Raw genomic sequence first — 24453 nt, 5'->3', positions numbered from 1 at the left:
TTGACGGGCCGAGGCGCCGGGCGGTATGCTGGGTCTCGGCCGACGGCCGTCGACCGGCCCGGCCGGATGACGGTGGGCGAGTAGCTCAGTCGGTGAGAGCGCCACGTTGACATCGTGGAGGTCAGGGGTTCGATTCCCTTCTCGCCCACCATCCCGAACGGTTGGCGCCGCCCGAGCTGCAGCCTGCCGCCCGCGTTCGCATGGTATTGACCGTGCCGACCCCCTCATGGAGAATCATGGCAAGATCTTCGCGCCACGGGGGGGTGGATCGGCATGTGCGCTCCGTCGGTCGTCGAGCATGTGGCATCCCGCCTGAGCCGCCGGGAGCTCCTGGGGGCTGCGGCGGGAGCTCTGGCCGCCTCGCTGTTGCCAGCGTCTCGGGGCGTGGCACGGGCGGCATCGCCCGCGCCGGCGACCCAACGGCTGTCGTTCGAGAATGTGGCGGACCTCACCCACGTCCTGAGCCCGGACTTCCCCGTCTTCCCATCCTTCGAGCCCATGAAGGTGACCAACCTCTTCACCGTGGCCCGCGACGGCTTCTACGCGAACCGCTGGGACCTGGGGGAGCACACGGGTACCCACTTCGACGCGCCCGTCCACTTCGTCGACCGGGACGGCGTGTGGAGCCTGGACCAGGTGCCGCCCGAGCGGCTCGTCGCGCCACTGGCCGTGATCCACATCCACGAGCGGGCCGCCCGTGACCCGGACGCCTGGGTCACGGTGGACGACTTGATGGCCTGGGAGGCGCGTTACGGGCGGATCCCGGACGGGGCCATCGTCTGCATGCACTCGGGGTGGGAGTCACGGGTCGGCGACGCCGACGCCTACCGCAACGCCGACGCCAGTGGCACCATGCACTTCCCCGGCTTCAGCCCCCAAGCGGCCCAGTGGCTGGTGCACGAGCGCGACATCGTCGGTATCGGGGTCGACACCCTGAGCCTGGACATCGGCCCCTCGACCGGCTTCGAGGTGCACCTGACGGTGCTGGGAGCCAACCTTTACGGCCTGGAGAACCTGGCCAACCTGGCCCGGGTCCCCCCGGCCGGCGCCACCGTCATCGTCGGCGCGCCCCGGGTGCGGGGCGCGTCAGGCGGGCCCTGCCGGGTGCTGGCCGTCTGGTGAGGGGTGGGCCCGGGCCGCACGGACGCTGCCGGCCCGGGCCAGCCCCGTGGGCTCGGCCACGCGCCGCCCCCTCACCCTCCCACGCTCGCCGCGCTCGACCCCGGCTCGTCGCGGTATCGCACCTCGGCCGTGAAGAAGGGTCCTGCTCGACGTAGACGTGACGCCCGGGGCCCCCGCAGGCGACGGGCCTCGCCGGGCGCGAGCGGAAGCGAGCCCCGGCCCTGTCGAGAGGGGGTCAGCCTTCGGTCAGCAGTTGCCGGATGTCGTGCACCAGCTGCTCCGCCGTACTCCCGAAGGGCAGCCGCACCCGGATGCGGCCCGACCGGTCCACCAGCAGCACCGAGGCGGTGTGCGCCACCGTGTAGGCGCCGGGATCCCCGGCGGAGAGGGGCACCTTCTCGGCCGTCACGCCCCACGCCGCCACCACCTGCTCCACCTGGGCCGGCGTGCCGGTCAGGCCGATGACGTCGGGCCCGGCCGGCTGCAGGTAGCGGGCCAGGCGCTCCGGCGTGTCCCGCTCGGGATCCACCGAGACGAAGACGAAGCGCACCGAGTCGGCCTCGGGCGTCCGTGCCAGCACCTGGCGGGCCCGGGCGAACATGGCCACGGTGGCCGGACAGACGTCGGGGCAGTAGGTGTAGCCGAAGAAGACGGCCGTCACCTTGCCCTGCAGCTGCTCCGACGAGAATGGCCGCCCGTGCTGGTCCACCAGCGTGAAGGCCGGCGCCGGCCGCGGCGGCACCAGGGGTTGCCCCTCGAAGGGGTGGGGCTGCCTCCACACGATGGAGGCGACCACCGCCCCCACGGCCAGGATGCCCACCGCCAGCCATTCGGCCCGACGCCTCCACGCACGCATCGATCCGCCCGCGCCTCCCCGCCGCCGACTGCCGGCGGCCGCACGTGATGTCCATGAGAATATAGGCCGCGGCGCGGGATTTCGCCAGGGCGCCGGGCGTCCCCCATGGAACGCGGGCCGTTGACAAGACGGCCGGCGCGGCCTACGTTGTGGTGGATCCCGACGTGCGGATGAGGGGCGGGTGCGCACGCTGGGCGGCGGCTCGGGCTGGACCTTGCAACCCCATACGGTGGCGTGGGTCTTGCTGCCTCTTTACGCCTATCTGCGTGCCCTGCCGCAGCTGCGCCCCTCCGGCTGGGAGGCGGCGCGCTTCGTGGCCGGCGTGGGCGGTCTCTTCACGGCGCTGATCTCGCCGCTTCACGTGGCGGCGGATACCTCCTCCTTCTTGCTGCACGTCATCCAGCACATGCTGCTGCAGATGGTGGCGCCGCCCCTGCTGCTCTCGGGCATCCCCCGACAGGCCCGGGCCCGGTTGGCCGCGCACCCGGGCATGGTGCGGGCGGGTGCGGTGCTGCTGCACCCGCTGGTGGCAGCCGGGGCCTACAATGCGGTCCTGCTCCTGTGGCATTGGCCCCTGCCCGCGGGCCACGGCGAGCTGCGGCTGGCGTGCGGCATCCTGACCGATCTTGCGACGCGCTCGCCCGTCGTCGCGGTCTTGCAAGACATCCTGCCCCTCGTCGCTGGCCTGCTCTTCTGGTCGGCCATCATGCTGGCGCCTCCGCTGTCGCGGTCGGCGCCGCCGGCCCGGGTCGCCATGCTGCTGGGCTCGATGGTGCTCAACTGGCTGCTGAGCTTCTCGCTGGCCTATGCCGACACGCCCATGTACGCCACGTACGCCGGGACGCGCCCGCCCTTCGGCCTGAGCCTGCTGGCCGACCAGAAGCTGGGCGCGGGGGTCATGTGGGAGCACGGCAACATGACCTACGTGGTGGCGCTGGTGCTGTGGCTGCGAGCCCTGCTGCGGCAGGCCGGGACGTCCGTGCCGTCGGGCCCCTCCCTACCCCTGCACGGCCCGCGCACCTGACGTCGGCCCTCATGTATACATGCCATCTGCATGACACAGACGTGACATCCTCCGCCTCCTGTCATACAATAGGCGCCAAAAGGTGCAGGGGGTGGGTTGGATGGCAGTGGTCATCGAAGGGCGATCCCCGGCTGCGCTCCAGGCCGCCTCGCCCCGGGAGCTCATCGAGGCGGCCCGCAGCCAGGGCGTCGTCATGGTGGATCTCAAGTTCGTCGACGTGCCCGGGCAGTGGCAGCACTTCCACGTGCCCATCGACCAGCTGACGGAGCAGGCCTTCGTGGAGGGCTTCGGCTTCGACGGCTCCAGCATCCGGGGCTTCCAGGCCATCAACGAGAGCGACATGCTGCTGGTGCCGGACCTGGCCACCGCGTTCATCGATCCGTTCTACTCGCACCGCACGCTGAGTCTCGTCTGCGAGGTGCGCGACCCGGAGACGGGGCGACCGTACGAGCGGGACCCGCGCTACATCGCCCGCAAGGCGGAGGCCTACCTGCGCGCGACGGGTATCGCCGACGTCAGCTACTGGGGCCCCGAGGCCGAGTTCTTCATCCTCGACAGCGCGCGCTTCCACCAGGACCAGCACTCGGGCTACTACTTCGTCGACTCCGACGAGGGCTTCTGGAACTCGGGCCGGGACCACACGCCCAACGCCGGACACCGCCCGCGCTACAAGGAGGGCTACTTCCCCGTCCCGCCCGTCGACTCGGTCTCGGACGTGCGGGCTGACATCGCCCTCACCTTGCAGAGCCTGGGCGTGCCGGTGGAGACGCACCACCACGAGGTGGCCACGGCGGGCCAGGCCGAGGTGGACCTGCGCTACGCCTCCCTGACGGCCATGGGCGATCGGGTCATGATGCTCAAGTACGTGGCCAAGAACGTCGCCCGCCGCCACGGCAAGACGGTCACCTTCATGCCCAAGCCCCTCTTCGGCGACAACGGCTCGGGCATGCACACGCACCAGAGCCTGTGGAAGGACGGCCGCAACCTCTTCTACGACAAGGACGGCTATGCGGGCCTCAGCGAGACGGCCCGGTACTACATCGGCGGTCTGCTGGCTCACGGCCGGGCGCTGGCCGCTCTGTGCAGCCCCACCACCAACTCCTACAAGCGGCTCGTGCCGGGCTTCGAGGCGCCCGTCAACCTGGTCTACTCCAAGCGCAACCGGAGCGCCGCCGTGCGCATCCCCATGTACTCCCAGGCGCCCGCCGCCCGGCGCATCGAGTACCGGCCGCCCGACCCGTCGGCCAACCCGTACCTGGCCTTCGCGGCCATGCTGCTGGCAGGCCTCGACGGCATCGAAAACCGTATCGACCCCGGCGACCCGGTGGACCGTGACCTCTACTCGCTGACGCCGGCGGAGCTGCTCAGCATCCGGTCGCTGCCCGGCTCGCTGGAGGAGGCACTCGAGGCCCTGCAGGACGACTACCATTTCCTGCTCAAGGGCGGGGTCTTCACCAAGGACTTCATCGACCTCTGGATCGCCTACAAGCGACAGCGGGAGGCCCTGGCCGTCTCCACCCGCCCGCACCCGTGGGAGTTCGTCCTGTACTTCGACGTCTGACCCCCTGCGCGTGGGGCACGGCGGGGCGGCCGCCCGATGGCCCCTCGTCCGTCCCCGCGCCCCCCGCCCCCGTCGCCGGCCCCGCATGGGCCCCGGGTCGCTTGACATCCGGTGCCGCCTCCGCTAATAACAATAGCAACGATAGTCATGCGCTCTATCGAGATTGGACCGTGCCCGGAGGGCGCTGCCCGTCCGGCGCGGTCGGAGAGGCACACGCCGCGTCGATGCATCTGTAGCCGGCGGCGAAGAGGCGCCTGAAGGGCGTCCGTGGGGGCGCGCGCCGCCGTCGGCCAGCCCGGCTCCTTCCTGTCACATACGGCCGGAGCGCTCCGGCTCCCGCCCGGCGCCCGTACGGCACCCGCTTCGCCGCGACGCCGCCAACGTGGGGTGCGCCGCCTGCCGGCGGCTCGTCCGGTCTCACCGTCCCATCGAGACAGCAGGGGGTGTCTGGATTGACCCAGCCCATCGCTGACGTGCTGGCCAAGACCAAGGGTTACGCGCACCCGGAGGCGCTGGTCTCCACCGAGTGGGTGGCCCAGCACCTCGACGACCCCAACGTGCGGATCGTAGAGTCCAACGAGGACGTGCTCCTCTACGACCTGGGCCACATCCCCGGCGCCGTCAAGATCGACTGGCACACCGACCTGCAGGACCCGCTGGTGCGGGACTACCTGGACGCCGAGGGCTTCGCCCGCCTTTGCCGGGCCAGGGGCATCGGCGAGCGCACGACGGTGGTCTTCTACGGCGACAAGAACAACTGGTGGGCCTGCTACGCCTTCTGGGTCTTCAAGCTCTTTGGCCACCCCGACTGCCGCATCATGGACGGCGGCCGCAAGAAGTGGGAGGCCGAGGGGCGGCCCCTGACGCGGGAGGTGCCCCAGTATCCGCCCAGCGACTACCCGGTGCGCTCCCGTGACGACGCGGCCATCCGGGCCTTCCGGGAGGACGTCGAGGCGCACATCGAGGCCGGCAAGCCGCTGGTGGACGTGCGCTCGCCGCAGGAGTACCGGGGCGAGCTGTTGCACATGCCCGACTACCCGCAGGAGGGCGCCCTGCGGGGCGGCCACATCCCCGGCGCCCGCAACGTGCCCTGGGCACGGGCCGTCAACGAGGACGGCACCTTCAAGAGCGCGGAGGAGCTGCGCCGCATCTACGAGCAGGAGGCGGGGCTGCGCCCGGACCAGGACATCATCGCCTACTGCCGCATCGGCGAGCGCTCCTCGCACACGTGGTTCGTCTTGAAGTACCTGCTGGGCTACGACAAGGTCCGCAACTACGACGGCTCCTGGACGGAGTGGGGCAACCTGGTGCGGGCGCCCATCGAGCGCTGACCGGAGCCGGCGGCAGGAGGGCGTCTGCCGTACGAGATCGGGGGCAGGGCCGTGTCGATCGACGAAGGTTGTCATCCGGACCTGGAGTGGATCGCGGAGCACTTCCGGCGCCCGCGCCACTTCGGGGCCATCCCGGATGCCGACATCACCATGCCGGGCGGCAACCCCGGCTGCGGCGACGTGGTGGTCATCTACCTCAAGGCGGACGGCGACCGCCTGCTGGACCTCCGCTGGGAGGGCCAGGGCTGCACCGTGAGTCAGGCCGGCGCCTCCATGCTGCTCGACGAGGTGCACCGCGCCGGCCTCTCGGCCGAGGCCATCCTGGAGATGGACTACCACCACATGGAGCAGCTGCTGGGCAGCGAGGTGGTCAAGGCCCGCCCCCGTTGCGCCACCCTGGGGCTGGCGACCCTCAAGGGAGCCGTGCGGGCATGGCAGCGTCGGCGCGCGCTGCAGGACGGCGGGGTGCTGCTGCCCTCCGCCCCACCCCCCGGCGGCGAGACGCCCGAGATCCCCGGCATCGTGCTGGGCGAAGGGGCCCGCGAGGCCGCCGGCCCCGGCATCCCTCACGACCCGTGAGGGGCACCGCGCGCCCCGCACTCCCACCCGGGTCCCGGCGTAGGATGGTCGACGCATCGACGATCCTCACGGTCGGCGGGTGGGGCCGGGATGTGCGGCGTCGCAGGATGGGTCGACTTCGGGCGGGACCTGACCGGGCTGCGCGAGCAGGTGGAGGCCATGGGGGCCACGCTGGCCTGCCGCGGCCCCGACGCATGCGGGCTCTGGGTCAGCCCTCACGCCGTCCTGGCGCACCGGCGGCTGGTCGTGTTGGACCCCCAGGGCGGCCAGCAGCCGATGGCGCGCGACCGTGACGGCCGACGCTACGTCATCGTCTACAACGGCGAGCTGTACAACACCGACGAGATACGGGCCGAGCTGGCGAGCCGAGGATGGCGGTTTCGGGGGTACTCCGACACCGAGGCCCTCCTGCTGGCCTACGTGGAGTGGGGCCCTGCCTGCCTGGCGCGCTTCAACGGCATCTTCGCCTTCGCCATCTGGGACGAAGCCTCCCGTCGCCTCTTCATGGCCCGCGATCGCCTGGGCGTCAAGCCCCTCTTCTATGCCGAGCGGGAGGGCGGGCTGCTCTTCGGCTCGGAGCTCAAGGCTCTGCTGGCTCACCCCCTCGTGCCCCCCGAGGTCGATGCCGAGGGGCTGGCCGAGGTGCTGGTGATGGGCCCGGCCCGCACTCCTGGCCATGGCGTCTTCCGGGGCGTCCACGAGCTGAAGCCCGGATGGTGGCTCAGCTTCGAGCCGGACGTCCCCGTCGGCTCGTCGGGGCCGGTGCGGCAGCCCCAGGGGCGCCTGGTCTGCCGGCGTTACTGGGCCCTGGAGAGCCGCCCTCATCCCGACGACCTGCGCACCACGGTGGCCACGGTGCGGGGCCTCCTGGAGGACAGCGTGCGCCGGCAGCTGATCTCCGACGTGCCGGTCTGCACGCTCCTCTCGGGAGGGCTCGACTCCAGCGGGATCAGCGCGCTGGCGGCCCGGGTCTACCGGGAGCGAGCCCTGCCGCCCCTGCGCACGTTCTCCGTCGACTACGAGGACAACGATCGCCACTTCCGCTCCAGCGAGTTTCAGCCCGACGCCGACGGGCCGTGGGTCCAGCGGGTGTCGGCGTGGCTCGGCACCGTCCACCGACGGGTCCTCATCGGCGCCGAGGCGCTGGTCGAGGCGCTGGATCAGGCCGTCGTCGCTCGGGACCTGCCGGGGATGGCCGACATCGACGCGTCCCTGCTGCTCTTCGCCCGCGAGGTCAAGCGCGAGGCGACGGTGGCGCTGTCGGGAGAGTGCGCCGACGAGATCTTCGGAGGCTATCCGTGGTTCTGGCGGGAGGAGGATCTGCGGGCCGACGCCTTCCCCTGGACCCGCCGGCTGGATGCCCGGCTGCGCCTGCTGGCCGCCGACGTGGCGGAGGCCATCCAGCCCCGTCTCTACCTGGAGCGGCGCTACCGGGAGGCCCTGGAGGAGGTGCCCCGGCTGGCGGGCGAACCCCCCGACCAGGCCCGCCTGCGGGAGGTCGCCTACCTCAGCCTGACCCGCTTCATGCCGACCCTGCTGGACCGCAAGGATCGCATGACCATGGCGGTGGGGCTCGAGGCCCGCGTCCCCTACTGCGACCACCGGCTGGTGGAGTACGTGTGGAACGCCCCGTGGTCCATGAAGACGTGCGACGGACAGCCCAAAGGACTGCTGCGCCGGGCGTTGGCGGGGGTGCTGCCCGACGACGTGCTGGCACGGCGCAAGAGCCCCTACCCCAAGACGCACCACCCGGCCTACGCCGCGGCCGTGCGCCGCCGCCTGCAGCAGGTCCTGGCCGACCCTGCCTCGCCCTTGCTCCCGCTCGTCGACATGGGGCAAGTCCGGGCCCTGGCGGAAGGCGACGGGCGGGCGCTGGACGTGCCGTGGTGGGGGCAGCTCATGACGGGCCCGCAGATGATGGCCTACCTGGTGCAGCTCGACACCTGGCTGCGGCGCTATCGCGTCTCGCTCAGGATCGGGTGACGAGCCGCCGGCGCCCGTCGCACCCAAGGGCAACGCTGGCCGGCCTTACGCCCGCCTTCGCTCCGCCTCCAGCTCCTCCCAGGTGGCCACGGCCCGACGCAGGTGGGGGATGACGATGGAGCCGCCCACCACCAGCCCGACGCCCAACACCTCCAAGAGCTCCTCCCGGGTGACGCCCTCCTCCTTGCAGCGGATCAGGTGGTAGGTGATGCAGTCGTCGCAGCGCAACACCAGCGACGCCACCAGCCCCAGCATCTCCTTGACCCGCACGGGCAGCGCCCCGGCCTGGTAGGTCTGGGTGTCGAGGTTGAAGAACCGCTTGATGACGAGGTTGTCGGAGGCCAGGATCTTCTCGTTCATCTCCTGGCGGAACTGACGAAAGGCTTGCAGCCGCTCGCCCATGTCGTCTCCCCCGTCCATCCGTCGGCCTGTCGGCCCGGCTTGGCGCGCCGCCTCACGCCGTCCGGCCGGCTACCCGGCCATCCGCCGCCAGCGCCCGGCGCGAGCGACGGATGTAGTGCACGCCCATCAGCAGCGTGAAGGCCGAGAAGACATAGCGCAGCGTCGGCGAAGGCAACCACCCGGCCACCGTTGCCCCCACCCAGCCCCCGGCGATGGCGCCCACTCCCAGCCACGGGGCGATGGGCCACTGGATGTGGCCGAGGCGGTGGTGGGTCCAGGTGCCCGACACGGCGGTCGGGATCATCTGGATCAGCGAGGTGCCCTGCGCCAGGTGCTGGGGAAAGCCCAGCCCCACCACCAGGGCCGGCACCACGATGGCCCCGCCTCCGACCCCCATCATGCCCGCGAGATAGCCGCTGATGACCCCGATGACGAGGCCGCCCGCCACCACCTGCAGGGACGGCAGTGCCAGGCCCGTGTCGACGTGGGCCATCACGTAGCGGCTGACGGGCAAGAGCAGCGAGACGCCCACCAGGAACATGCCGAAGTACCCCTGCAGGCGGGCCGACGAGACGCGGCCGCTGGCCCGGGCCCCCACCCTGGCCATCAGCATGGCCGACGCCGCTACCGCGACGGCGGCGGTGAGGTCGACGGCGCCCTGGCGCGCGTAGCCGACGCCTCCGGAGACGGCGGTGAACAGGACCGCCACCAGGCTGGAGCCGTGCGCGGCGTGCTGCGTCAAGCCCATCCACGACGTCAACAGCGGGATCATGACGACGCCGCCTCCCAGCCCCACCAGACTGCCCAGGCCGCCCCCGGCCAGGCCGATGAGGAGCCCGGTCAGCGCTCTGGTGGCCGCGAGACTCGGCGACGACGCCGCCCCCTCCGCCGCCCCCCTCGAAGGCGCCCTCTCCACGCCTCGCACCACCCTGCCAGCAGCGAATCGGCTGGGGCGGCTCGACGCCCCAGCCTGGGAGCCGTTTCGACGGGGCGCGACATCATCCTTCACCCCGGAGCGGGTATCTCCACGGCTGCCTGACGCGACGGGGCCGCCTTTGAATCGTCAGCTACCCGGTGCTGGGCGCAACCGGCTCTCCATCTCATGCAGCTTGGCGATGCGGCGCCGGAACTCGGGAGCCTGATCCGGCACCGCGACCAGGTAGGCCGCGACCAGTTCGTATGCAAGCATCTCGCCGACGATCCACGCGCCGATGCACATCACGTTGACATCGTCATGCTCCACGCACTGGTGGGCGGAGAAGACGTCATGACAGACGGCGGCACGGATGCCAGGGTACTTGTTGGCCGCGATGGCGGCACCGACGCCCGTCCCGCAGACCAGGATCCCGCGCTGGGCCTCCCCGGCGGTCACCCTCCGGCACAGCGCCTCGGCAACGTCCGGGAAGTCGACAGGCTCCTCGCTGAACGTGCCGATGTCCTCTACGTCGTGTCCCCACGCTTTGAGCCGTGCGACCACCTTCTGCTTCAGGGGAAACCCGGCGTGATCCCCGCCTACCACGACTCGCACGTCCATCCCCCTCTTCTCGCGCCTGGCCTGACCCTCTCCGCCTCTCTCAGCGGAAGCCCAACAGTCTCGGCAGCCACATCACCAGGTCGGGCCACACCGCACACAGCAAGGTACCGGCGACCAGGACGGCTAAGAACAGCAGCACCTCCCTGCTGGTCTTCTCCAGGGTGGTGCCCGCTGTACTGGATGTCACGAACAGCACCACGCCGACGGGCGGGGTCAGCACCGCGAGTGTCAGAGCGATGGTAACGATGATGCCGAAGAAGAGAGGATCGATGCCGACCCGCGTCGCGACGGGCACCAGGACCGGTGTGAGGATCACCAGCGCCGAGATGGTGTCAAGGAAGGTGCCGATGACCAGCAAGAGCGCGACGATGGCGATCATGAGCAACCACGGCTGTTGAATGCTGGATAGGACCGCGCTGGCCACACGGTTGGGTATCATCTCGTAGGCCATGATCCAGCTGAAGGCGGTCGCCACCGTCATCACCAGCATGGCGACCCCTGTGTGGAGGGCTGTGTTGAGCAGTATCCTCGGCAGATCGCGCCACGAGAGCTCCCTGTAGGCAAGCAACGCCATCAGCAGAGTGTACAGGGCTCCGACCGCTCCGGCCTCGGTAGGTGTCATGACCCCGCCGAGGATTCCCCCCATGACGATGACCGGCGTCAGCAGGGCGAGCGCGGACTCCCGCAGCGCCTGGAGTATCTCCCCCCATGAAGCACGGGCCTGCACCTGGATGCCAAGCCGTTTGGCCTTGGCCCGGATGACCACGGCCAGTCCAAGCCCCATGAGCAGCGCGGGCACGTAGCCACCGGCAAACAGCCCGCCCACCGAGACACCCGCGAGGGTGCCGTAGACGATCATGGGGATGCTGGGCGGGATGACGGCGCCGAGGCTGCTGGCCGAGCCCTCGATCGCCGCCGCCAGGGCCCGCGGATAGCCGGCGCGTATCATGCTGGGGATCGTGACGGACCCGGTGGCGACCGCGTTGGCGATGGCCGACCCCGAGAAGCTGGCGAAGATCATGCTGGCGACGAGGGAGACGAGGCCAAGGCCCCCCCTCAAGTGGCCGACGAGGGTGCGCGCGAAGTCGACGAGTCGGCGGGAGATGCCGCCGGCGTTCATGAGTTCGCCCATGAGTACGAAGAACGGGATCGCGGTCAGCGTGAAGGAGTCTGCGCCCGCGAAGATGTGCTGGGGTATGATGGTCAGCGACACGCCCGGCATGAAGAGGATCATGTACGCCAGTGAGGCCAGCCCGAGGGCGAAGGCGATGGGGAGCCCCGCCGCGAGCAGAGCGAAGAATGTCCCGAGGAGAATGGCCAGCGACATGGGCTTGTGCACCCAGCCCTCCTATTGGCCTTGATCCGTTTCGGACCCACTCAACAGGAGATGCAACACGTGGACGAACATCAGGGCCGACGACACAGGGACGGCAGCGTAACCCCACGCCGCCGAGATGCCGAGGATGGGCGTGACGCGGCCGAACGCCACCGTCCGGGCGACCAGCACGCTCCCGTACCAGGCGACGGTTCCCAGGAAGGCCAGCATGAGCAAGCCGCTCACGGTCCTGACGGCCCGGCGATGACGGGCCGGCACCCGGTCGGTGACCAGGCGGATGGCCAGATGGTTGCCGCGGGTCAGCGCCACATAGGCGCCCAGGAAGACGACCCAGACGAAGCCGATCCGGGCGAGCTCCTCAGCCCAAACCAGGCCCGAAAGGAAGAGGTAGCGGGCGAACACGTTGGCCGACACCGTCACCACCAACATGCCGGTCAGGCCCATCACCAGCCACTCGACGACGCATCGCAACAGTCGCAGCACGGGAGTCATCGGCTCGCCCGCTCCCTCTCCACGGCTTGCTATCCGAGCAACAGGCACCCACTCACGGGGATCACAGGGAATCCAGCACCATCTCGTAGAGCTCCCTCGGGATCAACCTGCCTACGTACTCCTCGTGCACCCTGCGCGTGGCAGCTCGGAACGGCTCGAGATCCGGCCAGTTCACCTGCATCCCCTGCTGCTGCATCTCCTGGACCAGCCTGTCGGTCAATGTCTCCACGTGTTGACGCTGGAACCGCATGGCCTCAGCAGCGGCCTCGCGCACGGCCGCCTGCAGCTCCCGATCCAAGGAGTCGAAGAAGGGCTTGTTGACGAGCAACACCGTGAACGAGAGGAGATGATGCGTCATGGACATGTATCGCTGGACTTCCTGAAGCTTGGCCGGGTAGATGTTGATGACCGCGTTCTCCTGGCCGTCGATGGTACCCTGCTGGATGGCCGTGTACACCTCTCCGTACGGGATGGCCACCGCCGTGCCTCCCAGCGCCCGGGTAATGGCAAGATTGATGGGGTTCTCGGGGCTCCGGATCTTGAGGCCCCTCAGGTCTGCCGGGCTCTCGATGGGGCGGCGACTGTTGGTGTAGACCCGTGCCCCGTTGTTCCCCCAGCCCAGGACGACGAGGTTCCTGCGGGCCAGCTCCTTCTCGATCTCCTTGCCCACGGGGCCTTCGAGGATGCGGAAGGCCTGGTCGTGACTCTCGAAGAGATAGGGCAGACTCAACAGGGTCACCATCGGGGCGAACTGGGCGAGGGGATCGTGACCGATGAAGGTCATCTCCAGCACGCCCGTCTGTACGGCCTGGATGACCTCCGTCTCCTGGCCCAACTGCCCGCCCGGGAAGATGCTGACGCGCAATCGCCCGTTCGTCTTCTGCTCGACTAGCTCCGCAAACCGCACGGCACCTGCCTGAAAGTGGCTGTCGACCGAGCAGCAGTGTGGCAGTCGCACCGTGATGGTGCCGGCCTGGGCGACCGCGTGGAAGCCAGATAGCACCATCAAGGATAGGAGCACCGTCACCATCAGTCGACGTTGCATGCCCTGTTCCCTCCCCTGAAGTTGGAGCGATGGCTCACGCCAGGCTGTCGATGGCCGCTAGCTGCCTGCGCAACGCGTCGCGGCGACGTACGACAGCACGGGTGAGCCCCTCCGCCAGATCTCTCATGGAACGCCTCTGGACCGTGTAGGGATTGGAGTCGATGGCTCTCTGGACCGTCTCGACCCAATCGGCGGGAACCGCGTCGATCCCCTTGAAAGCACCGCAGATGGATCCCAGCATGCCGCCTATGCAGTCCGTATCACGCCCCAGGTTGGTAGCTGCTATGATCCCCTCTCGCACATCCCCCCTCGTCACCCAAAACAGGGCCATCACCTCAGCTGTCTCGACACCATCCGCGTACGGATAGGTCGGCATGAAGTGACGTCGAAGGGGCTCGCGGATGGCGCGTACGTCGGGATATCGCCGCGCGATCTCGAGGGCCTCATCGATGATCTCTCGCGTGTGAACGGAGACGAACTGTCGTGCGGCGTCGATGATGGACTCGACGGTGGCGTCGGGCCAGAAGGCCGCTGCCGTCGCGGCCGCGACGACACGCGCCGCCTCCACCCCGCCGCTTGCTGGAGGCTGCAGCAGGTACGACAGCTCCGCGGCATCGAGCGCGGCCTGTGCGGGATCGCAAGCGTTGATGATGCCCACGGGCCCGATCATGTGCGCCGCATCGACGAGTCCGGGCCAGGGCGTCATGGAACCGATGAGACGCGGCGGAATGCGCGAGGTCTCGTCGCCCGCGAGCAGTCGATCCAGGTGGATCTTGATGTGCGGATTGAACAGATAGCCGATCCGATCCCGAGGGATGTGACGCCTCCATGTCTCGGCGAGCTCGTCGACGGTGATGCGATCGCCCTTCTCCGCGATGGCCAGACCCAGCAAGTAGCGCAGCTCGGCGCCATCCTCGGTCATGCCCGGCGCCATGTCGACGTGATGGTAGTGCAACCGCGGGCTGTTGTTCCAGTAGCGGACGTCGCGCTCCTGTTGCACCCATGGGAGGAACCTGTCCACCCAACCCAATTGCTCCTCGATGGCCTTCCAGCCTCCGCCCGGTACGCTCACCCATTCGACCGCGGCCCCCATGGCCGAGCCCACGTTGGCAGCGGCCACGGAGCCGAAGACCTTCTTGAACAATCGGCTCTCACCAGGCGACGACAAACGGACTCACCCCTTCCGTCACGGAGTTGCTCACTCTGCCAGCAAGACCGGCCCGGGCACTCGTGCCAGCGCTCGCTCGATGTCGGCTCGCCGGGGAATGGCCTGCTGGACACCGTGGCGTGTCACGCACAGACCCGAAGCGGCCACGGCCAGCCGCGCGGCGGCGACCAGGCCACGTCCCGAAATGAGCGCGGCCACCAACACCCCCGTGAAGACGTCGCCCGCTCCCGTCGAGTCCACCGCCCTGACGGGCAGGGCCGGTACGTGCCAGCACGCTCCCGAAACCTCCCAGACCACCGCCCCCTGAGGGCCAAGGGTCACGACGACGGCCCCGCCCGGCCGCACCGACTCGGCCAACCGCCGGGCGGCGAGAGCAGCCCGTCGGGGATCGGCGACGTCCACGCCGCTCAGCTCCGACGCCTCGACTTCGTTGACGATCAAGAGGTCGGCCAACCCGGGGTCGGGGAGCGACTGCCTGACCAACGGGCTCGGATTGACGATCAGCCGCGGCGCTCTCACCCCATGGGAGCACCGCACTTGCTCCACCCGCCGGTAAAGAGCCCCGAGCGCGGGGGAGGGGATCTCGAATTGCACGACCACGGCCGCGAACGATGGCATGGCCTCGCTCAAGTCCGGAGGCAGCGAATCGGGCAGAGACCCGTTGGCCCCCGGCACGACGGCGATGGTGTTGTGGCCATCTTTGTCCACGGTGATGACGGCCAGGCCGGTCGTCTCCCCCGGCGTCACTCGCACGAAGCCCGTCTCGACCTGCTCCTCGCGCAGATAGGAGAGGGCCCGCTCGCCCCAGACGTCGTCGCCGACGCATCCATACAGCACCACTCGGGCGCCGGCTCGAGCGCCGGCGACAGCCTGATTGGCCCCCTTGCCTCCGACCTGCTGGTGCAGCCGCCGGGCTGCGACCGTCTCCCCGCGAACCGGAAGGTGCGGCACCTCCACCAGGAGGTCGACGTTGATGCTGCCTGCCACGAGTACGGGGGCTTCCCGGTCATGCATGGCCGACGCCATCCGATCCGCCTCGTCTCCCACGCGTCGGGGCGTCGGGCGATGGCACTGCCGTGGTGCTCTGCCGCACCACCAGCCGCGTCGGCAGGGCCACGCTGCGGGCTCGTCTCTCCCCAGGAGCGGGCCGAGGGGCCTCGCCCATCCCCGGCATGCGCATCAGCGGCTCGGGCTGGCGACGCAGCGGCGCCTGCAGCAGGCGCAGCAGCGTGCGGGTCGCCACCTGGCCGATGCGCTCGATGGGCTGCGCGATGACGGTCAAGGGGGGACGACAGACCGCAGAGAAGGGCGTGTTGTCGTACCCGACGACGGAGAGGTCGTCGGGCACGCGAAGACCCGCCTCCTCCACCGCCTGAATCAGACCGAACGCGGCCAGTTCGCTACCGCAGATGACCGCCGTGGGGCGCTCACCCGGACGACATCGGGCCAGTCGGGCACCGGCCCTAGCACCCGTCTCAAACGTGTACTCGCCGGCCCAGGTCCAGGCTCGGGAGGGGGAGAGGCCGCGCTCCTCGAGGGCCCTCACCATGGCCTGGTAACGCTCTTCGCTCGCGAGAACCCCCACCGGGCCACGGACGATCCCGATGCGCCGGTGCCCCAGTGCGACGAGGTGTTCCACCGCCTCACGGCATCCCGGCAACGGGTCCGATCCCACCCAGGGCCCCTCGAATCCCTCGATCTTGCGGTCCATTGCCACCACCCTGGCGCCGGTCGCCCGCCCGAAGCGCTCCAGGTCCGAGCGCTGCAAACTGGAGGCCACCACCAGCAGCCCGTCCACCCTCTGCGACTGAAGGAGATCCAGGTACTGCCGCTCGCGCGCCGCTTCGTTCTGGCTGTTGCAAAGCAGGACGTTGTAGCCGGCTCGGCTGGCGCTCACCTCGATGACCCGTGCCAGCTCGCCGAAGAACGGGTTGGAGACGTCGGGCACCAGAAGGCCGATGATGCCCGTCCGACCAAGGCGAAGGCCCCGCGCATGCGCGTTGGGGCGGTACCCCAGCTCCTCGACAGCCTGCATCACCCGCGCGCGCAACTCGGCGGAGACCGGCGCGCTCCCGCCCAGCACCCGCGAGACCGTACTTATCGAGACGCCGGCTCTTCGGGCCACATCCCGCACCGAGACGCTCTGCAATCCTTGCCGCACCCGCCCCGAGATCGGCTTCTGAAAAGGTTGTCGAAATCCTTTTCTGAACGATGACCTACGACGCCCGGGGCTCGGTTCCTGCTGCGAGGCGACGGGGAGCGCTAAAGAGGCGTCATCGGCGGGGCATGCCGGCCGTCGGCCGACGCCTCAGAGCCCCCAGTAATGCCGGTACCCGAGGCCGACCGCCCACGACGGGGCGTCGGGGGTGGAGGAGACGGAGGTCACGACCCGCCAGTCGTGGCTGGCGGCCAGGGCGGTGCGCTCGACGTGAAGCCGAGCACGCACCGCGTCCTCGACGACGAGGAGTTGGGAGCCGACGGTCCAGGCCACGTCAGGCCCCTGCTGCCAGCCCACCTGGGCCGCGGCCATCGGCTGCACCGCGAGGCCGTCAGGCGACAGCACCCGACCGGCCTCCACCGTCCAAAGCGCGTCACCCCAAAAGCCACTGACCCCGACCACGTAGCGCCCGTCGCGTGCGTGCCAGAGCTCGCCGTAGACGACGAGGTCCCGCACCAGGCCGCTGGCCGTCACACCCGCCACCGGCGCGGCGCCCTCGTCGGTCCATGCGACGTGCCCCTCCACCTCGGCGGCGCCACCCTGGCGGCGCACGCTGACCACCGGCAGGGCCCTCCCCGCGTGGTGCACGTCTTCCACGACGGCCAGCCGCAACCGGGTCGGCCCCTCGGCGCACGCGAGCCGAGCGCCCCACACGCCGACCCGCAGACCCGACGGGGAGACGGGCTCGACGGCGAAGGGCAAGAGCAGGCGGGCTGCCTCCAGCGGCAACCGCTCCCGCCCGGCGCTCGCCATCCAGGCGTCCCTCTGCCAGGAAACGGTCGCCTCCTCGAGCGCCCAGTCGACGTCGCCGACCTGCGCCCGTCCATCTCCGCTTACGGTGACGGGCAGCGCAGCGTCGGCCGTGAGACGCCATCCAACGGAGCCCGAGCCCCCCGCTGCCTCGACCCGGGCGTCGACCACGAGCCGGTGCGGCAAGGGCGACGACAACGTGGCGGCAAGGCCCGTCTCCCCGGCCAGGCGCCACCGGACCTCGGCCGCCGCGCCGGCAGGACCCACCGGCGCCGGCCCCACCGCGGCGGCCAGGCCGACCGCCAGGGCGAGGAGACCCCGGGCCCGCCAGAGAGCGTGGCGGGTCGCACTAGCGCCGCTCATCGGCCACGATCCTCCCGTCCTGGAGCCGCACCACCCGATCGACCCGCTCCAGCAGGCGGGGGTCGTGCGTGCTGAAGACGAAGGTGATGACCTGCTCGCGGTTGAGCCTGCGCATGTGGTCGATGAGCGCCAGCCCCGACTCGGTGTCCAGATTGGCCGTGGGCTCGTCGGCCAGGATGATCCGGGGCCGGCCCGCCAGCGCGCGGGCCACCGCCACCCGTTGCTGCTGGCCACCCGACAGCTGATTGGGGCGCCGGTCGGCCAGCTCGGCCATCCCCAGGCTGGCCAGGGCCTCGAGGGCTCGACGCTCGCGCTCCCGGCGCGCCACGCCTCGCAGCTCCAGGACGAAGGCGGCGTTTTCGAGCGCGGAGAGGACCGGCAGCAGGTTGTACGACTGAAAGACGAAGCCGATCTCCTGCAGGCGCAGCCTGGCCAGCCGGTCCCGGCTCAACGTGTCGAGCCGCGTGGCCCCCAGCCATACCTCGCCCGAGGTGGGGCGGTCCAGGCCCCCCAGCAAATTGAGGAGCGTCGTCTTGCCGCTGCCCGACGGGCCGGCGATGGCGGTGAACTCCCCGGCCTCGACGTCCAGGTCGAGCCCTCGCAGCGCCGGCGTCGCCACCCCGTCGGTCCGATACATCTTGTGAAGCTGCCGGGCTCGCAGAAGCGCCGACACGGGTATGCCTCCCCCACCCCTTCATGCACGGGGCCGCCTCATGCCCGAAAGCGCATGGCCTCGACGGGCTCCAGCCGGGCTGCCACCCAGCCCGGCCAGAGCGCCGCCACCAGGGCCGTCGCCAGCGTAAAGGCCACCGTCACCGCCACGTCCACCGGCTCCAGACGGAGGTAGAGCACCGTCGGGAGCCCCCAGCGCTCGAGATCGTAATACGGATAGGTGAAGCCACCCGAAAGCGCCGCGACCGTACCCAGCCCCAGCGCCAGCCCCACCGCGCCGCCGGCCGCGGTCAACAGCAGGCTCTCGAGCATGACCATCCCCAGCACCCGGGCCCGGCTGGCGCCCAGGGCCAGGATGGTGCCGAACTCCCGGATGCGCTCCATCAGGCTCAGGTAGACGTTGTTGAGCACCAGCAGCCCCGCCATGACGAAGAAGAGGGCGTTGACGACGGCCGCCATGGGGCGGATCATCTCCACCAGGCTCGCAGCGGCCGGGTTGAGGGTGCGCCAGGTCTCCACCACCAGAGCGGGCCCGGAGGCGGTCCGGCCCTCCACGACCTGCACCAGGGCGTCCCGCAGGTGTCCGACGAGCGGGTCATCGGCCAGCCTGACGATGCCGACGTCGATCTCCAGCCGCGTGGCCGCCCCCGGCGCGGCCATCTCCTGCAGGGCAGCGAGGGGCAAATAGGCCGCGCGCACCTCCAGCGCCGGATCGGGCAGGCCGACGGTGCCCACCACCCGGAAGGCGCCGGCCCCCAGGCCCTCGGTGCCAGGCGCGTAGGCGTAGACCCAGTCGCCGATGCCGACGCCGAGGGCCCGTGCCAGCGATGCACCGAGCACGATGGCATCAGGCTCGCCGGCGTCGTACCAGCGCCCGTCCCTCAAGCGCCCCTCCAACCAACCGGGCGGCGACTGCCCCGCCAGCACCACGCCCCTCGAGCGGCTGTCACCCGACAAGAGCGCCGGCACCTCCAGTACGGGCTCCACCCGAGCCTGGGGCAACGCCTCTCGCACCTGCCGCGCCAGGCCTGCCGCGTCGGGCACCAGCAGACTGCGCAACTCGTGCTGCTCCCGCCAGTCGGCCACCCGGATCTGCAGGTGGCCACTCTGCTCGACCAGCCTCTGGTACACGCCGGTCCCCGCGGCCCCGACCAGGCCGAAGTAGACGAGGGCCAGCCAGACCACGGCGCCGACCGCCGTCGCCACCGCGAGGCTCCGCCCCTTGCGGCGCCACACGTTGCGCCAGGCCAGCGCCATCATGGCCGGCCACCCGCCGCCCCGCCATCCAGCGGCACCGGGCAGCCGCCCTCCAGCGCCTGCAACGTGAAGCACGCCGCCGGCGGCGAGATCCCGAATCGGTAACGCTCGTACGCCACTACCGTGCGGTGGCCGTCCCGCAAGAGGTCCTCCACCGTGACCCGTGTCGGCACGCGGTACCCCTCGGCCTCGACGTAGCCCTCGAAGGCGATGCGGCGCACGGCCTGCCCCCGCTGGTCGAAGAAGAGCATGACCTGCGGCGTGTGGTGCGGCAGCGCCGCGCTCAGGCGCACCTCGCCGTAGGGCGTCGGGGCGCCGGGCCTGGGCATCAGCCTCAGGGTGACATCGCGTTCGGTTCGCGCCAGGATCTCGGCCTCGTAGTCAGACTCCGCGTCTCGCCCCGTCAGGTCGCTGTACGCGAGGTCCGACCCCAGCAACCGGTCCGTCTTGCCGCTGGGAGGCAGCCGCAGCGTGCGCCGCAGCCTCGGCACGTAAACCCAGAGGTTGTCCCCGTCCCGCAGGAAGGCCTGGCCGGCCTCCCGGGGAGGCTCGGTCACCCGCATCAGCGCGCGCTCCAGGCCGTCCGACACGATCTCGAGCCGGTAGCGGGTCTCGCTGTCGCCCCGCCAAACCGACAGCGTCAGCGTCGCCGCCACGCCGCCGCCCCGCATGTTGTCGAGGATGGCGTCCAGCACGGCCTCGGCGTCACCCGCCGACGCCTCGGCGGCCCGTGCCACCCTGGCCCCACCGAGAGGCCCCACGGGCGCCGCGGCCACCCCGGCGAGCAAGCCCGCCATCGCCAGCCATGCCGTGACTCGAGCTGCCATCGCCTCTTGCCCGCCCCCTACTCGGACCTCAACGCCCGCGCCGGATCCAGCGCCCGGACCCGGCGCACCGGCGCCAGCAGCGCGAAGAGGACCGCCACCGCCACGGTGCTGGACGCATACAGCGCGTAGACGGGCCGGGTCATGGTGTACATCTCCTCCGGGATCCCCAGCTGGGCCCACAGGTCGCCAAACGTCTGGCCGAAGAGCGGCCCCAGGAGGTTGTACCGCTGCATCAGCGCAGTCAGGGCGAAGCCTCCCACCAGCCCGGCCAGCCACCCGAGGGCGCTGGCGAGGACGGTCTCCCAGACCACCATCGTCGAGACCTGGCGCGGGCTCATCCCCACCGCCATCATCACGCCGAACTCCCGGGTGCGTTGCAGAACGCTGACCACCACCGTGCTGACGACGGCCAGCGCGGCGAAGACCGAGAGGAAGAGCCCGATGACCACCACCTCGGCCCGGGCTGACTGCAGATCGGCCCAGAGGCTGCCCATCCGCTGGCGAAGCCCGTAGGCCCCGATGCCGGCGGGCAGCATGGCGCCCAGCGAGGCCGCCACTGGCTCCTCCTGGCCACGCGGCACGTCCAGGGCCACTTCCGTGCCGGTCGGCACCCCCGTCAAGCGCCGGGCGGCGTCCAGGTGCACCCAGACCAGGGTGTCGTCGAGGGTCGAGAGCCCGGTACGGACCAGCCCCACCACCACCAGACCCGCCGCCTGCGGGCCCGCGAGCGAGGCGGTGTCCACCACGACCCGCTCGCCCAGCCGCACGTCGAGCCGCTCGGCCAGGCCTGCTCCCAGCACGGCCTCGCCCGGTGTCGCGAGCATCCGGCCCTCGACGATTCGGTCCGGCACCAGGCTGACGGCCCGCTCGGCATCGGGGTCGACGCCCCGAGCCTCCGTGCCCATCGACGCGTACGGGGAGCTGACCAGCACCGGAAAGGTCAGCCGGACCGCGACGCCCCGGACCGACGGATGCTCCTGCACGGCGGCCAGAAAGTCCAGGTCCGGCAACGCGTGCTCGGGATCGGGGTCGTCCTGGTAGGCCGGGGTCGCGATCAGCACCGGGCCGCTGAGCAGGCGGCCCTGGTTGACCAGGATGGAGTCGATGAAGCCATCGGTGAAGCCCCAGAAGAAGACGATGACCAGGGTCGCGTAGGCGACCGCCAGCCCCAGCAGGATGGTGCGGCGCGGATGCCGCCACAGATTGCGCCAGGCGAGGCGGATGAGGATCACCTCACGCCCTCCTGTCCCCTTCTTTCCATTCGCCTGTTTCCCAGCGGCACTGGATCCGCTCGAGCTCACGCTCGAAGAACGTAAACAGCACGCGAGCTGCCTCAAGGCGCTTCCGCCGGGCCGCAGGGGCGTCCTGCACCGTGGCCAGGCTTCGCTCCAGCAGTTGCCGAAAGCGCCTCAAAGCCTCGAGCCGAAGGCCGATGATGGTCGTGCCGAAGGTGTCGGGCCGCAGGCGGAAGTACACGCCGCGCTCGCCGGGACGAGCCACTCGCTCGATGATGCCCATGTGGACGAGCGCGCGTGGCCATGCTGATGGAAGCCTTGCTGACGACCAGCGCGCGAGCCAGGTCGGCCGATGACTGCTCGGGCGGGTCGCACACCAGCAGCCATCCGATGACCCTGCCCATCATGCGACTCGCGCCGTACTGCTCGAAGAGGAGCCCCATCTCCTCGACGACCGACATCAGGGCGCCCCTGTCCGGCTCCATGGCGCCTCCCACACCTCGAGGGCTTTCCCATGCACAGACTAAACCGTTCACTTCGTTCAGTGAATCCTAAACGATTAAGTCAAACTGTATTCAACACGAGTCTCGTCGGCTCGGGGTCATCGGCGGATGGGCGCCGTCAGGGCGTCCCCGCGTCGCGTCACGGCCGGCAGAGCCGGTCGCGCACCGCCTCGACGGTCAGGCCCTGGACGAAGAAGAGCTTGTGGCGAGCGGTGGCGCCCCGGGTGAGGACGATGGCCGACCGGGGGACGCCCAGCCGCTCGGCCAGGAAATCCCGTGCCGCGTCGTTGGCACGGCCGTCGACCGGCGGAGCGGCGATCCTGAGCCGCAGAGCGTCGCCCTGGACGCCCGCCACCTCGGAGCGTGCCGCCCCCGGTTGCAGCCGCACCGAAAGCAGCACCCCGCCCTTCGTGGGCCGTGCGAAGGCGGGTGCCGGATGACGCTGGTCGGACACGCACGCCCCCCCTGCGACGAAGTCCGCCTCGACCTTACGGGGTCGGAGTGGCCTGCGAGCCAGGACTCGTGCGGTTGAGGAACTCGAGCACCTGGCGTCCGTACGCTCGAAAGTCCTCCAGCGCCCGGGGAATGCTCGCGTAGACGATACGGTCGTCGATGGCTTCGTACTCATGTACGAGGATGTTGCGCGCGCCGGCGGCAGGCGCGAGGCGGGCTGCCAGCTCCGGAGCCAGCACCTCCAGCTCGCCCATCCGGATGAAGCCCTGGAAGTAGTCATCCGGCGCCGGGTGTCCCAGCCCCACGATGATGTGCGCGTTGATGTCGCTGGCCACCTCGACCAGGAGCTGCAACAGGCGTTCGACCGACCGCCTGACGAGCCGTGACCCGACGTAGGCGTCGAACGATGGCGGCTTGATCTCTTCGAGCTCCTGCAGGTACTCGGCGAGCTTTCGAAGCTTGCGCTCCACGACCGCCGCGTCGACCACCGCTCCCACCCCATGTCACCACGGCTCGCCTGGCCCGAAGACGCGCGCCAAGTAGCGCCGCTGGGCCTGGAGCATGGGCCGGGCGTCCTCGATCATCTGTACGGCCCGCACGCACAACCGCACGAACGCCCCCGGCGTGGCTTCGAAAAGAGGGATCCCGTCTCGGACAACCCGATGCACCACCAAGGGGGCGGCTCGTTCCAGCAAGACCAGGTCGACGCGACTCGTCGCCAGCATACGCTGCAGCTCGCTGTGGAGCCGCTGAAAGGTGTGAGCTTCCCCCTCGGTGAGCTCGCCATACGCCCGGCGGTAGGGGTCGGTCATCGATACGGCCAGGTCGAAATCGCTGGTGACGCCCGCCTCACCCCTGGCCCGGGAGCCGAAGAGAATCACCAGCCTCAGGCCGTAGCCATACGCCAGCTGCCGCAGCGGCTCGCTGCCGGGCCGCAGGACGGTCGGCAGGTGCTGGATGGCTTCTCGTCCGGGCTGTCGATGTGCTTGCATCGTCGGTTGTCCCGGCGCCAGTATAGCACGCCGGTACCGGCCACGAGGGCGAGCGGCTCTACGCCGCCCGCACCTCGCGCAGCCGGTCGAGGTAGGCCCGGGCTCGCTCGGTGACACCCTGGTAGTCTCCCGTCTTCTCCACGTCGCCCAGGAGCGGGCTGCCGACCCCCACGAAGGCCGCCCCGGCCCGCAACCACGGGTCCAGGCTCTCGAGGTCGATGCCGCCCGTCGGGCACCAGATCACGTCCGGCAGGACGGCTCGCAGCGCCTTGAGGTAGCCGGGGCCCACCGTGGAGGCCGGAAAGAGCTTGAGGGCGTCGGCTCCCAAGTCCAGGGCGCGCAAAGCCTCCGTTGGCGTCAGCACGCCCGGGATCGCCGCCACGCCCGCCGCCCTTGCAGCCCGCACCACAGCATCCACGGTGCCGGGGCTGACGACGAAGCGCGCCCCAGCCCCCACCGCCTGCTCGACCCCGCGCTCGTCCAGTACGGTGCCGGCTCCCACCAGGACCTGGGGGAAACGCTCGGCGACCGCTGCGATGACGTCAGGGGCGCCCCGCACGGTGAACGTGATCTCGATGGCATGCAGCCCACCGGCCACCAGTGCCTCCACCAGCCGCAGCGCCGTAGCCGGCTCCTTGACACGCACCACGGGGACGATGCCGATTTGCGAAAGCTTCTCCAGAACCGCTCGTTGCTCCGACATTCGCCGGCCCACCCCTCCACCGGCAGGTACTCGGCGAAGCGGGCGCT

The 24453-nt window shown here is 70.4% G+C and carries 26 protein-coding genes and 1 tRNA gene; 7 read left to right on the top strand and 20 right to left on the bottom strand.

Annotation, left to right across the window (positions count from 1 at the left end; all coding sequences use genetic code 11):
* The first annotated feature begins 74 nt into the window (after window positions 1-74).
* Window positions 75-151: transfer RNA gene (locus VLY81_RS05715), tRNA-Val, on the top strand.
* Window positions 152-273: 122 nt separating this feature from the next.
* On the top strand, window positions 274-1122 hold the full coding sequence (locus tag VLY81_RS05710) for a cyclase family protein (protein WP_324670065.1): 849 nt from the start codon (window positions 274-276) through the stop codon (window positions 1120-1122).
* Between the two features lie 235 nt (window positions 1123-1357).
* Here the strand turns inward: VLY81_RS05710 and VLY81_RS05705 are convergent, their stop codons facing one another.
* The gene (locus VLY81_RS05705) at window positions 1358-1978 is read right to left on the bottom strand and encodes an SCO family protein (protein ID WP_324670064.1); all 621 of its coding nucleotides are present in this window, start codon (window positions 1976-1978) and stop codon (window positions 1358-1360) included.
* A 181-nt stretch (window positions 1979-2159) separates the two neighbouring features.
* On the opposite strand from VLY81_RS05705, the gene VLY81_RS05700 reads away from it, so the two are divergent.
* From VLY81_RS05700 to asnB, 5 genes are all read left to right on the top strand, one after another.
* A complete protein-coding gene (locus VLY81_RS05700; protein ID WP_324670063.1) occupies window positions 2160-3002 on the top strand; it encodes a cytochrome c oxidase assembly protein in 843 nt (280 codons plus the stop codon).
* 100 nt (window positions 3003-3102) lie between these two features.
* Window positions 3103-4563, top strand: coding sequence for a type I glutamate--ammonia ligase (glnA, locus tag VLY81_RS05695; RefSeq protein WP_324670062.1), 1461 nt, complete (start codon window positions 3103-3105; stop codon window positions 4561-4563).
* Window positions 4564-5015: 452 nt separating this feature from the next.
* The gene (locus VLY81_RS05690) at window positions 5016-5894 is read left to right on the top strand and encodes a sulfurtransferase (protein WP_324670061.1); all 879 of its coding nucleotides are present in this window, start codon (window positions 5016-5018) and stop codon (window positions 5892-5894) included.
* A 51-nt stretch (window positions 5895-5945) separates the two neighbouring features.
* Entirely contained in the window at window positions 5946-6473 is a 528-nt protein-coding gene (locus VLY81_RS05685) for an iron-sulfur cluster assembly scaffold protein (RefSeq protein WP_324670060.1), read from the top strand.
* A gap of 90 nt (window positions 6474-6563) precedes the next feature.
* On the top strand, window positions 6564-8456 hold the full coding sequence (asnB, locus tag VLY81_RS05680) for an asparagine synthase (glutamine-hydrolyzing) (protein WP_324670059.1): 1893 nt from the start codon (window positions 6564-6566) through the stop codon (window positions 8454-8456).
* 45 nt (window positions 8457-8501) lie between these two features.
* Here the strand turns inward: asnB and VLY81_RS05675 are convergent, their stop codons facing one another.
* From VLY81_RS05675 to VLY81_RS05585, 19 genes are all read right to left on the bottom strand, one after another.
* Window positions 8502-8876 carry a carboxymuconolactone decarboxylase family protein gene (locus VLY81_RS05675; RefSeq protein ID WP_324670058.1) on the bottom strand — a complete coding sequence of 125 codons (375 nt, stop codon included), beginning with the start codon at window positions 8874-8876 and terminating at the stop codon, window positions 8502-8504.
* 34 nt (window positions 8877-8910) lie between these two features.
* Window positions 8911-9774: a sulfite exporter TauE/SafE family protein gene (locus VLY81_RS05670; RefSeq protein ID WP_324670057.1), complete on the bottom strand. Its 864-nt coding sequence runs from the start codon at window positions 9772-9774 to the stop codon at window positions 8911-8913.
* A gap of 147 nt (window positions 9775-9921) precedes the next feature.
* The gene (gene rpiB / locus VLY81_RS05665; RefSeq protein WP_324670056.1) at window positions 9922-10386 is read right to left on the bottom strand and encodes a ribose 5-phosphate isomerase B; all 465 of its coding nucleotides are present in this window, start codon (window positions 10384-10386) and stop codon (window positions 9922-9924) included.
* Between the two features lie 46 nt (window positions 10387-10432).
* A complete protein-coding gene (locus VLY81_RS05660) occupies window positions 10433-11731 on the bottom strand; it encodes a TRAP transporter large permease (protein ID WP_324670055.1) in 1299 nt (432 codons plus the stop codon).
* Window positions 11732-11740: 9 nt separating this feature from the next.
* On the bottom strand, window positions 11741-12220 hold the full coding sequence (locus VLY81_RS05655) for a TRAP transporter small permease (RefSeq protein ID WP_324670054.1): 480 nt from the start codon (window positions 12218-12220) through the stop codon (window positions 11741-11743).
* A 61-nt stretch (window positions 12221-12281) separates the two neighbouring features.
* Window positions 12282-13265, bottom strand: a complete 984-nt coding sequence (locus tag VLY81_RS05650; protein WP_324670053.1) for a TRAP transporter substrate-binding protein — start codon at window positions 13263-13265, stop codon at window positions 12282-12284.
* A gap of 34 nt (window positions 13266-13299) precedes the next feature.
* Window positions 13300-14433, bottom strand: coding sequence for an ADP-ribosylglycohydrolase family protein (locus tag VLY81_RS05645; protein ID WP_324670052.1), 1134 nt, complete (start codon window positions 14431-14433; stop codon window positions 13300-13302).
* 30 nt (window positions 14434-14463) lie between these two features.
* The gene (locus tag VLY81_RS05640) at window positions 14464-15420 is read right to left on the bottom strand and encodes a ribokinase (protein ID WP_324670051.1); all 957 of its coding nucleotides are present in this window, start codon (window positions 15418-15420) and stop codon (window positions 14464-14466) included.
* Between the two features lie 19 nt (window positions 15421-15439).
* On the bottom strand, window positions 15440-16594 hold the full coding sequence (locus VLY81_RS05635) for a LacI family DNA-binding transcriptional regulator (RefSeq protein ID WP_324670050.1): 1155 nt from the start codon (window positions 16592-16594) through the stop codon (window positions 15440-15442).
* Between the two features lie 147 nt (window positions 16595-16741).
* Entirely contained in the window at window positions 16742-17764 is a 1023-nt protein-coding gene (locus VLY81_RS05630) for a hypothetical protein (RefSeq protein ID WP_324670049.1), read from the bottom strand.
* Window positions 17751-18401: an ABC transporter ATP-binding protein gene (locus tag VLY81_RS05625; protein WP_405001337.1), complete on the bottom strand. Its 651-nt coding sequence runs from the start codon at window positions 18399-18401 to the stop codon at window positions 17751-17753. The genes VLY81_RS05630 and VLY81_RS05625 overlap by 14 nt, the downstream gene beginning before the upstream one ends.
* A gap of 74 nt (window positions 18402-18475) precedes the next feature.
* Window positions 18476-19768: an ABC transporter permease gene (locus tag VLY81_RS05620; RefSeq protein WP_324670047.1), complete on the bottom strand. Its 1293-nt coding sequence runs from the start codon at window positions 19766-19768 to the stop codon at window positions 18476-18478.
* Window positions 19693-20520, bottom strand: a complete 828-nt coding sequence (locus tag VLY81_RS05615) for an outer membrane lipoprotein-sorting protein (RefSeq protein WP_324670046.1) — start codon at window positions 20518-20520, stop codon at window positions 19693-19695. Before VLY81_RS05615 ends, VLY81_RS05620 begins: the two co-directional genes overlap by 76 nt.
* A 17-nt stretch (window positions 20521-20537) precedes the next feature.
* A complete protein-coding gene (locus VLY81_RS05610) occupies window positions 20538-21752 on the bottom strand; it encodes an ABC transporter permease (RefSeq protein WP_324670045.1) in 1215 nt (404 codons plus the stop codon).
* A gap of 1 nt (window position 21753) precedes the next feature.
* Window positions 21754-22038 (bottom strand): hypothetical protein, encoded by a 285-nt coding sequence (locus VLY81_RS05605; RefSeq protein WP_324670044.1) that lies wholly within the window; start codon window positions 22036-22038, stop codon window positions 21754-21756.
* A 359-nt stretch (window positions 22039-22397) separates the two neighbouring features.
* Window positions 22398-22712, bottom strand: coding sequence for a DUF167 domain-containing protein (locus VLY81_RS05600; protein ID WP_324670043.1), 315 nt, complete (start codon window positions 22710-22712; stop codon window positions 22398-22400).
* A gap of 34 nt (window positions 22713-22746) precedes the next feature.
* Window positions 22747-23208, bottom strand: a complete 462-nt coding sequence (hepT, locus tag VLY81_RS05595; RefSeq protein WP_324670042.1) for a type VII toxin-antitoxin system HepT family RNase toxin — start codon at window positions 23206-23208, stop codon at window positions 22747-22749.
* Between the two features lie 6 nt (window positions 23209-23214).
* Window positions 23215-23703, bottom strand: coding sequence for a type VII toxin-antitoxin system MntA family adenylyltransferase antitoxin (gene mntA / locus VLY81_RS05590; protein ID WP_324670041.1), 489 nt, complete (start codon window positions 23701-23703; stop codon window positions 23215-23217).
* Window positions 23704-23761: 58 nt separating this feature from the next.
* Window positions 23762-24406, bottom strand: coding sequence for a bifunctional 4-hydroxy-2-oxoglutarate aldolase/2-dehydro-3-deoxy-phosphogluconate aldolase (locus tag VLY81_RS05585; RefSeq protein ID WP_324670040.1), 645 nt, complete (start codon window positions 24404-24406; stop codon window positions 23762-23764).
* Window positions 24407-24453: the final 47 nt, after the last annotated feature.

The sequence above is a fragment of the Limnochorda sp. LNt genome, assembly GCF_035593265.1.
Lineage (GTDB): Bacteria > Bacillota > Limnochordia > Limnochordales > Geochordaceae > Geochorda > Geochorda subterranea.
The sequence above is the reverse complement of the archived record's forward strand: the minus strand, read 5'-3'. Positions and strand labels throughout refer to the sequence as shown.